The 11,977-nt window shown below is 54.6% G+C and carries 11 protein-coding genes and 1 pseudogene; 7 read left to right on the top strand and 5 right to left on the bottom strand.

Going from position 1 to position 11,977, the window contains the following annotated elements:
• The first annotated feature begins 1 nt into the window (after position 1).
• The 5 genes and pseudogenes from ACQ86O_RS23620 to ACQ86O_RS23600 all read left to right on the top strand — a co-directional run bounded on the left by ACQ86O_RS23620 (position 2) and on the right by ACQ86O_RS23600 (position 5,509).
• Positions 2-184, top strand: coding sequence for a hypothetical protein (locus tag ACQ86O_RS23620; protein ID WP_431223104.1), 183 nt, complete (start codon positions 2-4; stop codon positions 182-184).
• A gap of 47 nt (positions 185-231) precedes the next feature.
• On the top strand, positions 232-1,830 hold the full coding sequence (locus ACQ86O_RS23615) for a tetratricopeptide repeat protein (protein ID WP_431223103.1): 1,599 nt from the start codon (positions 232-234) through the stop codon (positions 1,828-1,830).
• Entirely contained in the window at positions 1,815-3,998 is a 2,184-nt protein-coding gene (locus ACQ86O_RS23610) for a cellulose synthase subunit BcsC-related outer membrane protein (protein WP_431223102.1), read from the top strand. Before ACQ86O_RS23615 ends, ACQ86O_RS23610 begins: the two co-directional genes overlap by 16 nt.
• 2 nt (positions 3,999-4,000) lie before the next feature.
• Positions 4,001-4,471, top strand: a complete 471-nt coding sequence (gene bcsD, locus ACQ86O_RS23605) for a cellulose biosynthesis protein BcsD (protein WP_431223101.1) — start codon at positions 4,001-4,003, stop codon at positions 4,469-4,471.
• A 16-nt stretch (positions 4,472-4,487) separates the two neighbouring features.
• Positions 4,488-5,509 (top strand): annotated as a pseudogene (locus ACQ86O_RS23600) (glycosyl hydrolase family 8).
• A 33-nt stretch (positions 5,510-5,542) separates the two neighbouring features.
• Here ACQ86O_RS23600 and ACQ86O_RS23595 read toward each other — a convergent pair.
• On the bottom strand, positions 5,543-6,178 hold the full coding sequence (locus ACQ86O_RS23595) for a flavin reductase family protein (protein ID WP_431223100.1): 636 nt from the start codon (positions 6,176-6,178) through the stop codon (positions 5,543-5,545).
• Positions 6,179-6,330: 152 nt separating this feature from the next.
• Here ACQ86O_RS23595 and rlmF point away from each other — a divergent pair, with 152 nt between their 5' ends.
• Together rlmF and ACQ86O_RS23585 are read left to right on the top strand one after the other, a co-directional pair.
• A complete protein-coding gene (gene rlmF, locus ACQ86O_RS23590) occupies positions 6,331-7,404 on the top strand; it encodes a 23S rRNA (adenine(1618)-N(6))-methyltransferase RlmF (protein WP_431223099.1) in 1,074 nt (357 codons plus the stop codon).
• Between the two features lie 274 nt (positions 7,405-7,678).
• The gene (locus ACQ86O_RS23585; protein ID WP_431223098.1) at positions 7,679-8,983 is read left to right on the top strand and encodes a methyl-accepting chemotaxis protein; all 1,305 of its coding nucleotides are present in this window, start codon (positions 7,679-7,681) and stop codon (positions 8,981-8,983) included.
• Between the two features lie 41 nt (positions 8,984-9,024).
• Here ACQ86O_RS23585 and glnQ read toward each other — a convergent pair whose 3' ends face one another.
• The 4 genes from glnQ to ACQ86O_RS23565 all read right to left on the bottom strand — a co-directional run bounded on the left by glnQ (position 9,025) and on the right by ACQ86O_RS23565 (position 11,897).
• Positions 9,025-9,747: a glutamine ABC transporter ATP-binding protein GlnQ gene (gene glnQ / locus ACQ86O_RS23580; protein ID WP_431223097.1), complete on the bottom strand. Its 723-nt coding sequence runs from the start codon at positions 9,745-9,747 to the stop codon at positions 9,025-9,027.
• Positions 9,744-10,403: a glutamine ABC transporter permease GlnP gene (glnP, locus tag ACQ86O_RS23575; RefSeq protein WP_431223096.1), complete on the bottom strand. Its 660-nt coding sequence runs from the start codon at positions 10,401-10,403 to the stop codon at positions 9,744-9,746. The genes glnQ and glnP overlap by 4 nt, the downstream gene beginning before the upstream one ends.
• Positions 10,404-10,551: 148 nt before the next feature.
• On the bottom strand, positions 10,552-11,295 hold the full coding sequence (glnH, locus tag ACQ86O_RS23570) for a glutamine ABC transporter substrate-binding protein GlnH (protein WP_431223095.1): 744 nt from the start codon (positions 11,293-11,295) through the stop codon (positions 10,552-10,554).
• Between the two features lie 335 nt (positions 11,296-11,630).
• Positions 11,631-11,897: a DksA/TraR family C4-type zinc finger protein gene (locus ACQ86O_RS23565; RefSeq protein ID WP_431223094.1), complete on the bottom strand. Its 267-nt coding sequence runs from the start codon at positions 11,895-11,897 to the stop codon at positions 11,631-11,633.
• Positions 11,898-11,977 lie beyond the last annotated feature (80 nt).

Here is an 11,977-nt window from a genome sequence, read left to right as displayed (position 1 = left end):
ATTGAGCACATTGCTGAAAAAGAAACTTTACGGAGTCTCTTTGGCTGGGCTGACGATATTTTCGCTGTCGGCGATGGCGGATGACGCTAACCCTGCGCTGAAAGCCCTCTTTCAGCAGGCGGCCTACTGGCATGACAAATCTCATGATGAATTGGCTCAGGGGCTTTACAGAAAGTCCTGCTGATCGATGAGAACAACGCCGAGGCGCTGTACCTGTTATCCCTGTATGCCATGCAAGGGGGCGATAAGGAAAAAGCGGAGTTCTGGCGGAAAAAGCTGAGTGCCGTAGCGCCTAACGATCCTCGGTTGCAGGCGCTGAACAGCAGTGGCGCAGCACCCTCTGTCTCCAAGAGCCTATTGGCTCAGGCACGTCAATTGGCGGCAAAGGGGGATTTTACCCAGGCCGCAGCGGCGTATCAGGCGGTGTTCAACGGCAAGACCCCCATTGATAACCTGGCCAATGAATATTATCTCACGCTGGCGGGTTCCCCAGCCGGTCGGGCGGAAGCGATTAGCGGCCTGAAACAGCGCCTGGCCTTACAGCCTAATGATACGCAAACCCGCGTAGTGCTGGGTAAAGTGCTGACCTATCAGGAATCAACCCGTCGGGAAGGGATCGACATGCTGGCGTCGATGGCGCCAGGCAATAACGAAGCGGATCAGGCCCTGAAACAGGCATTGCTCTGGCTGGCACCGCAGCCGAGTGATAAAGCGTTGTATGACGCCTACCAGCAGAGGCACCCGGCAGACAAGGCGGTTGCGGCCTACTACCAGCAAACGATGGCCGGTTCGGCGAAGGGGGCGGGGTTCTCGGAGCTGAATAAAGGGGATCTGGATAGCGCCAAGAGCCAGTTTGCCGCTATTTTGGCGAGTAATCCTAATGATGGCGATGCCTTGGCCGGGATGGGATTCGCGGCGATGCGCAGCGGTGACTTCAGCCAGGCAGAAAGCTACCTGACCCAGGCGGCAAAACAGGGTGGTCCGCAAAGTGCCCAGTGGAGTTCATTGGCGCAGGATGCGGCGTTCTACGCTAACCTGGAAAAAGCCAAACAGGCTGCCAATGCTGGCCAACTGGATGAAGCGCTGGCGTTGACCGCCCCCATGAGCAATGCCACCGGGGATAAAGGCAATGCGGTTACCCTGTTCCGGGCAGATGTTGCGCGCAAGAAAGGGGATTTCCCGGCGGCAGAGCAGATGTACCGTGGTTTGCTGACGCAAAATCCGCAGAATAATGACGCCAAGCTGGGGCTTTATTACCTGCTACAGCAGCAGCGCGATAAGGCGCCGCAAGCGGCACAAATGCTTCAGACCATCCCAGACAATCTGCGGCCCAAAGTGCAACAGCCCGTGGTTGGCGTCAACGTCGATCCGTTGCGTAAACAGGCTGAACTGGCGATGCAGAATAACGATCCTCAGCGGGCGATGATGTTGTTGCAACAGGCGCTGGAAAAGCAGCCTTCCAACCCGTGGATACGTCTGGATATGGCGCGCATCCTGAACAAGCAGGGGCAGGAGTTACAGGCTCAAACCTTGATCTCCCCTCTGATGCAGATGGGGGCATCACCAGACAGCCTATACGCCGCCGCCTTGTTTGCCTCGGAGCGTAACGACTGGCTGAATGTTTCTACCTTGATGGCGCGTATCCCGGCTGCCCGGCAGAACAGCAGCATGCAGGCGCTGGCGGCATCAGCGGCGGCAAACCAGCAGCGTGCCGCGGCAGAAAACTACCTCCGCCAAGGTAACACCACCGCTGCGGCGACCATTTTGCGGCAGTTGGCACAAAAACCGCCGACTGACCCCGCCGCGCTTGGGGGTTGGCAAAAGATCTGATGGCGGTGGGTGATGTCTCAACGGCGGTGCAACTGGTGCGCGATAACATGCGTCTGGGGGTTAAAGGTAATGCCGGTGATTACGCAGCCCAGATTGCGGTGCTTAATCAGGCGGGGTTAAGCCAAGAGGCAGATGCCTGGTTAAATAACCCGGCGTTGCGCGCCCGTAGTTCCACCAGAGATATCAGCCAGATGCGCATGGGCAGCGTGATCAATGATGCCGATAAACTGCGTTTGCAAGGGCAGTACAGCGCTGCCTATGACAAATTGATCGGCGCGCTGCAAAACGATCCGCAAAACCCGGACCTCATGCTGGCTATGGGGCGGCTCTATCAGTCTGGCAATATGAACAAAGAAGCCGGGCAGGTTTACAGCTACCTGCTCAGCCGCGATAGCCTGAACCAAGGGGCGAGAGAAGGGGCCGTCGGTGTCGCCTTGTCCGAAGGGGACGTCGATCAGGCCAAACAGTTATTACGCGGCTTGCCTGCGATTAAAACGCCAGATCAGTTGTTGCTGGCGGCTCGTGTTGCCCAGGCAGACGGTAATTATTCGCAGGCTATGTCCCTGTTGCGTGAGGCTAAAAACCGCGTGAATGGCGTGGCTGGCACCACCGGCAGTAGCTCGGCGATGATCGGCGGCTTGCGGTTGGCGGACAACCCCTTTGCAGCGCAAAGCACGGTTTCCTCCAACCTGTCCCCTCAGCCTTCGGCCTATGGCGTAGTGTTGCCTTGGCAGGTTGCGGCACCGGGCAGTTACAGCAACGCGCTGCAACCGGTCGCAGTGGCAAAAAACCCGACCTTACAGCAAATCGAAAAATTGATGGATGAGGTGCAGGACAAGACCGCGACCTGGATACGGGGGGATATTTCCCTGCGCGATAACAGCAGCGGTGAAAATGGCCTGAGTAATATCACCGAGATAAGAAGCCCAATCAGCCTGTCTGGTATGCCTTTTGATAGCAGTCGGCTCAGCTTCGATGTGACGCCGGTGATGCTGAAATCCGGTACGCCATCCAACAGCGCCAACAGCCGCTTTGGTACCGGGGCCTTGCAGCAGGCCAGGGCGGTCGAAGCTGCGACTCAGGCTTCGATTGTTGCTTCGCAGAATTCGATTGCTGCCGCACAAGCCGCCGATCTGCGTTACCAGCAGATCCATGCAACCAGAGACAGCCTGTGTTCGGCTGATGCCACTTCGGCGGAGTGTGCTGCCGCCACCGTGGCGCAGGATCAGGCCTTTGCCGAACGGCAGACGCTTGCTGGCCAGGTGACGCAGCCGCAGACCTACAATCCTAATGATTTTTATGCCGACTCCCCGGGGCAACAACAGGATACCGGCGTAGAGCTGGCGCTGGCGTTAAGCGGTGACAGCTATAAGCTGGACGTTGGCAGCACTCCATTGGGGAGCAACTTCAATTCTGTCGTGGGGGGCGCAACCTGGTCACCTAAACTCAGCCAGCATTCCACATTGGGAATCACCCTTGAGCGCCGGGCCGTCAAGGACAGCCTGCTCTCTTATGTCGGTACCGAGGACACCATCACCGGCAATAAATGGGGGGCGGTGACCAAAAACGGCGGCAGCCTGAACCTGGGTTACGACGATGGCGTGGTGGGTGCCTACGGCGGGGTGGGGCTTTACAACTACCTCGGCGATAACGTGGCACGCAACAAAAGCGTCACTGGCAATATGGGGGCCTATATCCGGCCTTATAAAGATGACGAGAACGAGTTGAAAGTGGGCGTTAACGTCAACTATATGGATTTTGACAAAAACCTGAGCTACTTCACCTATGGCCAGGGGGGCTATTTCAGCCCGCAGGACTATCTCAGTATTTCGTTGCCGGTCGAGTTCACCAAAAAGCAGGATAACTTCACCTATATGGTGGGTGGAAGCGTGGGTTATCAAACCTATAACAATCAGGAGAGCCCGTATTTCCCGAACGATCCGAATCTCCAGTCGCAGTTGGAAGAACTGGTTAGCCGAGGGTATGGCAATGAGGCGACCTACGCCAGCGAAGACAAGAGCGGTATTGGCTACAGCCTGAAGGCGGGGGGAACGTATAAGGTTGCGCCAGGCATGTTGGTCGGGGGGCAGTTGGGTTATGACACTTTCGGCAGCTATTCCGAGAGCACGGCTTTGCTCTATTTCAAATATCTGTTAGATGAGAAATAACCATGCAAGATATTAATAACGCGTCGTACGAGCTTGATTATTATCGTCAGCGTCAGTTCAAACCGGGTTGGCAGGATCTGATTGAAGTGGTGTTTTCAGGCATTCAGGCTTCCGCCGATGATGCGGATAGCCGGGATTTTCTGCGTCTGATGGGGGGCAATCTGGCAAGAAAGCTACCGTTGTCGCAGGCAGAGACCTTAGGCGATCTGGAAGATAGCCTTAACGCCATGTTGCGCCATTTTGATTGGGGTTGGGTACAGATCGAAGCGTCGGGGGAGCAGATGCTGCTGTCGCATTATGCTTACCCGCATAGCGCCGATCCGGACAGCGAAGCGGCCTGGGCTCTCTCTTTTGCCTCTGTGCTCGAAGGGTTATATGACGCCTGGCTGCTGGCGCAAGGGGGAGTCTCATGTTTCTCTGCGCTGGCGTGGCCCGGCCAAGGACAATGCGTTGGTGTTTTGCTATCGCAATGAGCAGCGAAGGTAAGTTATGGCGGCGAAAGGAATGCTCGGTGGGTTCAAAACATTTTTCGTGATGGTAGGGCTACTGTTTTCCTTTAGCACGCTGGCTGCGGACGCCGGTTGGGCGCAATACAAGCAACGTTTCTTGTTATCTGACGGGCGAATTGTTGATACCGGCAACGACAATGTCAGTCATACCGAAGGGCAGGGCTTTGCCATGCTGCTGGCGGTTTATAACAACGATCGCGCGACCTTTGACAATATCTGGCAGTGGACCAACGCCACCTTATACCGTAAGGATATCGGGCTGTTTTCCTGGCGCTATGAGCCGGGGAAGCCCAACCCCGTAGCGGATAAAAACAATGCTACCGACGGCGATATCTTTATCGCCTGGGCCTTGTTGGAAGCGGGCAAGAAATGGGGGTTACTGCCTATCTGATCTCGTCGGCCCAGATCCAGCGTTCCCTGCTGAGACATACCTTGATCGACTACGCCGGTTATCAACTGATGCTGCCCGGCGTTAACGGTTTTAAGCAGGCTGATGCGGTGATCGTTAATCCTTCTTATTTTGTCTTCCCTGCCTGGCAGGCGTTCTATGAAGATACGCATCTGTTGGTATGGAAAAACCTCAGCGATGATGGTTTGGCGATGATCGGCAAAATGTCCTTTGGTAAACCACGGCTGCCCACTGATTGGGTCAGGCTGCAGGCCAACGGGCAAATGGCCCCGGCGAAGGGCTGGCCACCGCGTTTTGGCTTTGATGCAGTGCGCATTCCGTTATATATCCAATGGTATCAGGCTGACAGTCCGGCACTCAGGCCCTTCGCCAGTTTTTGGCGTGGCTATGACCGCCGATCGGCACCTGCCTGGATTGACGTGCTCAGCGGGCAACGCTCCGAATATAACCAAAGTCAGGGGATGAGGGCGATCAGGGATCATGTAGTCGGGGACACAGGGCCGCTTACCAGCCAGTTGGCTCCCGACGAGGATTACTATTCCGCCAGCCTGCATCTGTTGGCCTACTGGTCGCAACAAAACCAGTTACGCTGATTGGCAGAGAGGGGAGTCTCTCTGCCTCAGCCATTATTTACCTGCCTCCGGGCGGACCAGATCGAAACGGTGTTGCTCAGAGATACCGTAATAAGCGGTTGGCCCACCGGCGCGTAATACCGGTTCCGCCGCCGCAGTCTGGTAAATACCGTGCTCATCCAACAGCGTTGGATCGATATGCACCGCTATCACTTCCCCCAGGACCAACCAGGTATCCACCTTTTCGCCTGCTGCGCTCTGTAACTGAATGCATTGGGTTAACCTGCATTCAAAGTTGACCGGGCTTTCCGCTACGCGTTCGGCCTTGACGCGCCGCCCAGGGATTGGCGTCAATCCGGCAAAGGCAAACTCATCTTCACCACGGGGCAACGAGGCCGAGCTGTTATTCATGGCTTCTGCCAGCGGGCGGGTCGTCAGGTTCCAGACGAACTCACCGGTTTCTACAATGTTGGCGACGCTGTCCTTCCAGCCTGAGCTGGCAAAACCGATGATCGGTGGCCGATAGTTGAAACAGTTGAAGAAGCTGTAAGGTGCCAGGTTGCGCTGGCCGCTGGCGCTGAGAGAAGAGATCCAGCCGATGGGGCGTGGGCCGACGATGGCGTTCAGCGGATCGTGTGGCAAACCATGACCCGTCGCCGGTTCATAGTAATAACGTGGTTCACTGCTCATAAATACCCTTTATAAGTAAGGACCAAACCCATGATCTGTTGGGACAAAGCTGCGTCAGCAGACGCGAACGGTCGCCTCTCCTTCGGGAAGAGGGGGATATCACCCTGGCCAACGTTCTTAACCTGGCCCTTTTCCAAAGAAGAAGCATCACAATGCCCATTCTGGTGGTTTTCACACCGGCTGCAAGTGCCTTGGCGCCCTTTTTGCCGGTCTTTGTGCTATCTTACGCGCCAGAAAACCCTTTTCAGAGAACTCGTCACGGTGGAAAAAAGAAAAGTTTCCCGCAGCAGAAACGCGGACTGCATCCGCGCAATCGCCATCGCTCACGTTATGATTTTCCGGAGCTGATTGCCAGTTGCCCGCCGCTGGAGCCGTTTGTAAAACCCAATGCCTGGGGCGATATTTCGGTAGATTTCGCCGATCCTGCCGCGGTGAAAATGCTTAACCGTGCTTTGCTGCAACACTTTTACGGCATCGAGCACTGGGATATCCCCGCCGATTACCTTTGCCCACCGATCCCAGGACGGGCCGACTATGTCCACCATCTGGCGGATCTGCTGGCAACCAGCAACGGCGGCGAGATCCCTCGGGGCAAAGGTGTGGCGATCCTGGATATTGGCGTCGGGGCAAACTGTATTTATCCGATCATCGGTCAGCGTGAATATGGTTGGCGTTTTACCGGCACGGAAACCGATCCGATCTCCCTTGGCGCCGCCAAGATGATTGTCGCCATGAACTCAACGTTGAAAAACACGGTGCGCCTGCGCCAGCAGAAACAGCCGGAATTTATTTTCAATGGCATTATTGGCGTGGCTGAGCGCTTTGATGCCACACTGTGCAACCCGCCGTTCCATGGTTCAGAACAGGAGGCTCGTGCCAGCACACGCCTCAAACTGCACAAATTGGGCAAGGGTGAAGTGGCAGACAAACCGGTGCAAAACTTTGGTGGCAAGAACAATGAGCTGTGGTGCGAGGGTGGGGAAGAAGCCTTTGTGCGCAAGATGGTGGAAGAGAGCGTCGGTAAGGCGAAAAACTGCCTGTGGTTCACTTCACTGATCTCCAAAAACACCACTCTGCCGGCCATTTACTACGCGCTTAAGCAGGCGGGTGCCGCAGAGGTGCGAACCATCGAAATGGCACAGGGGCAGAAGATTAGCCGCTTTGTTGCCTGGACGTTCCACGATGCCGAGCAGCAGGCCGCATGGGCGGCAGAACGCTGGCAATAATCTGACCGTTGCCGGTGAATTCATCGGCAACGATTATTTATTCTGTGCTTCCTTTCATTCTGTATCTCTTGCGTTATCCTCAATACAGCTTCAGATAATAATAATCCCAACTCAGTAATTACCTTGTTATAGAGCATTTTATATCCGGTTAGCCTGGGCGATTGACTGTGCGCAATTGCCGAGGTGTCTGCGCGTCTGTAAGTGGGCAAAGCGTGCAGATAAAACAACAGAGAACGCGTGCGGTAAACTCATCTACCTGAAGGACTCTTACCCTATGTTTCTACGTTTCAGCCAGTTAACTCCACCTTGGCGTGCTGAATTAAGCGCTATCGAAGATGCGGTGGCGATGATCGTGTTCAAACCCGATGGCACCGTACTACGGGCTAACGATCTTTTTCTGCAGACGTTGGGATTCCAGCGCCATGAGGTGATTGGCCAACATCATCGTCTCTTTTGTGACGGAAAATATGCCGCCAGCCCGGCCTACCTGCGCCATTGGAATAGATTAAATCGGGGTGAACCCATTACCGATAATATTCGGCGGATCCGCAAGGATGGGGAAGTTGTCTGGTTGCAGGGGACGTATACCCCGGTATTGGATAAGCAGGGACGCGTGGTGGAAATAGTCAAAATCGCCAGCGTAGTGACCGAACGCATTATTCAGGCTCAGGAACATCAGAGCCTGTTAACGGCGCTCAATCGCTCGATGGCTATGATCACCTTTTCTCCAACCGGCATTATTCTGGATGCCAACGAAAATATGCTTAATCTGATGGGATATCGGCTGGAAGAGGCGTGTGGGCAGGCACACAGCATATTGTGTACCCCAGAGTTTGCTGATTCTGAGGACTATCGTCAACACTGGCAGCGTTTGGCTGGTGGGGAGTTTATTACCGGTCGCTTTGAGCGCCAAAATCAACGTGGTGAACGGGTGTGGCTGGAAGCCAGCTATAACCCGATCATGGATAACGAAGGGCGAGTGTTGAAGGTGGTCAAGATAGCGCAGGACATCACACGCTTGATGTTTCAGCAGCACCATGAGGAGGAGATGGTACGCAATGTCCATCAACTTTCTTTAGGCACCGACAAAACTGCCGCGCAGGGCACAATCATTGTTCAACAGGCGGTGCAGGGGATGCAGCAGGTGGAGGTGGCCGCCAGGCAGACTTCAGAGGTCGTCAGCGATTTGGGGCGTTGTTCACAGCAGATAGGCGCCATCGTTGAGGCTATTCGCAAAATTGCCGCACAAACCAATTTGCTGGCCATCAATGCTTCGATTGAAGCGGCCCACGCCGGGGAGCATGGGCGCGGTTTTGCCGTTGTGGCCAACGAGGTACGCACGCTGGCCGAGCAGTCCCGTAAAGCGGCCACCGAGATTGAACACATGACCAAGACCATCCAGCAAGGAGTGAAGGCGGCTATTGAAGGTATGGCTACCTGTGTGGAACAGGCCGGTGGTGGTGTGGCTCGCGCCAGGGAGGCTGGGGAAGTGATCAATCAGGTCAATGTCGGCATGCAGGATGTGGTGAGGCTGATGCAGGCGTTTATGGCGCTCAAGCAAGGGGAGATTATTCACTGAGTTAAGCGGGCACGCAGGTGCCCGCTTTTGGCCAGCAACTATCAGGAAACGTGTTGCAGGAACTCGCGCAGACGCTGGCTCGGAGGGTTGTTGATCAGGTCATGTGGGTTGCCGTCTTCCGCCACCCGGCCTTTGTCGATGAAGATCAGCCGTGAAGCCACCTTCTCGGCAAAACCGACTTCGTGAGTCACGATCACCATCGTCATGCCTTCTTCCGCCAGGTCTTGCATGACCTTCAATACTTCGTGGCGCAGTTCTGGATCGAGTGCCGAGGTTGGCTCATCGAACAGCATCATTTTTGGTTTCACCGCCAGCGCACGGGCAATGGCCACACGCTGTTGCTGCCCACCGGAAAGCTCGGAAGGGAAGTGGTGAGCACGCTCGGCCAGCCCGACTTTGGCCAACAGCTCGCGCGCCAGCGTCTCGGCTTGCGCCTTTTTCAAACCACGGACGCGGATTGGGCCAAAGGCGACGTTTTCCAGTGCGGTCAGATGCGGGAACAGGTAGAACTGCTGGAACACCATACCGGCCTCCTGACGGATCAGGCGATCGTCCACTTTCGGGTCGTTCACCTTCAGGCCATCAACCACCAGTTCACCGCTGGTGATCTCTTCGAGCTTGTTGATGCAGCGCAGCAGGGTGGATTTACCGGAACCCGAAGGGCCGATGATCACGACCACTTCACCTTGCTGGATATTCAGGTCGATATTGTGCAGCACCTGGGTTGGGCCAAAGTGCTTGGAGACATTTTTAAATTCAATCACAGGATTTTCATCCTTCTTTCCAGACGACGCAGCACGAAGCTCAGCACCAGAGTAATAAGCAGATAAATAACCGCCACGGCGCTCCAGATTTCCAGCGCGCGGAAGTTACCGGCAATGATTTCCTGACCTTGACGGGTCAGTTCCGCCACGCCGATCACAATAAACAGCGAGGTGTCTTTGATGCTGATGATCCACTGGTTACCCAACGGCGGCAGCATACGACGCAGGGCCAGCGGCATGATCACATAACGGATAGTCTCGCGGCGTGACAGGCCTAGCGCCAGCCCGGCTTCACGGAAACCACTGTGGATCGACAGCACCGCACCACGGGTAATCTCCGCGATATAAGCGCCTGAGTTGATCATGATGGTGACCACGGCGGCGGTTAAAGGATCGATGCGGAAATCGGTAAATGCCATCGGCAGGGCGAAGTAGATAAACATCACCTGTACTACGATGGGCGTGCCGCGGATCACTTCAATAAAAATCAGCGCTACGTGGTTGGCGATCCAGCCGCCATAGGTGCGGGCAAAGCCTGCGACGAGGCCGATGATCAGGCCGCCAATCAGACCGAGGACCGAAATCCACAGGGTCATCTTGGCACCTTCTAACAAAATAGGGATGGCGGGCCAAATGGCGCTCCAGTCGAACTGCATGGTATTTCTCCCGGTGATCCCAAACAAGGGAATCAGATACAACAAAGCGCAGGGGCGAGAACACCTCCCCTGTGCTTAACTTAATATACCCGTCGTTTTTCAAGCCGCAGCTTGCGATTTCTAAGGTAAAACATCGCTACGTAATAAATTACTTAGGTTCGGTACCAAACCATTTTTTGTAGATTTCGTTGTAAGTACCGTTATCACGCAGGGTTTGCAGCGCAGCGTTCACTTTCACACGCAGTTCGTCGCTGCCTTTCGGGAACGCGATGCCGTATTGCTGTGCTTCCAGTGATTCGCCAACGGTTTTGAACTTGCCAGCACCTGCGGTTTTGATGAAGTACAGGATGTTTGGCGTGTCGTGCAGTACCGCATCAGCACGCTTGGTGCCCAACTCCATATAGGCGTTGTCGATGTTCGGGAACTGGCGCAGGTCTTTGGTTTTTACGTTCTGTTTGGCGTAATCCACCGAGCCGGTGCCGCTTTTGACCGCAACGACTTTACCGTCCAGATCCTTGATGCTTTTAACGCTGTCGTTATCGGCGTTAACCATGACCAGCAGGCCGCTTTTGTAATAGCCATCAGAGAACTCGATGGCTTTCTTACGCTCGTCGGTAATGGTGATGCCAGCCAGTGCCAGATCCACGTTCTTGGTTTGCAGCGCAGGGATAATGCCGCTGAAATCCATAGGTTTGAGGGTGTAATCCAGCTTCAGCTCTTTAGCGATAGCTGCCCATAAGTCGATATCAAAACCAACGTATTTATCACCCTGTTTGAATTCAAACGGAACGAAGGCGGTGTCCGTGGCGACAACCAGCTTGTCCGCTGCGTGGGAACTTACAGCAAAGGCCAGGGAAAGTGCGGCCAGGGAGACTTTAAAAATAGACTTCATGAGAGGAATTCCTGTACAGGTTGCGGATTACCCATTTTTTATGTTGCATTTTGTGCTATGGAAGAATCGTGCCAAGTTTGCAATCATTTTAAAAACAAAGGGTTGTGTTGTGATGTTGTGCCCGGAAAGCAAATTATAATTATTTTGCACCATTATGGGGCGCTAAAATGGTGCGTTGCGGCAGCTGTGGTGCAACCGGCTTATCATTAACCAAAAAACCAGCCGGAAACAACCGATAATTAACTTTTATGCTTCAATTCTGATAACTAACTCTAACTTTTATCTGCACTTTGATTGTCTTTGGTGCAAAGCTGGACGTTCAGGCCGGAAATGAGTCAACGCAGTTGGCTGTCTTTGCTGCCCCGGCGGTTATAAAGGCTGGTGGCGGAGTGCTTTTTATCCAGCGCAGTCTGGCAAGCCAGACAGTAACGCACTCCTTGTAATGCATTTCGTCTGGCTACGGGGATTTCTTCGCCACATTCCAGGCAATAATGTTCGCTCTCACCCTTACCTAGGGTCTGGCGAGCACGTTGCACGGCGTCATCCACGGTAGAATCAATCTGATCCTGTACTGCGCCGTCTGCTGCCCATCCGCTTGCCATGCTTATTACCTCGCCATTATTTGAATGGGTGAAGATACTCTCAGTTTAATCCAGCGTTTTTTTATACAACTCAACGTACA

It is taken from the genome of Serratia sp. L9, from assembly GCF_050632285.1.
GTDB lineage: Bacteria > Pseudomonadota > Gammaproteobacteria > Enterobacterales > Enterobacteriaceae > Chania.
Note: the sequence above shows the minus strand (reverse complement) of the source record. Positions and strands in the feature narration are given on the sequence as shown.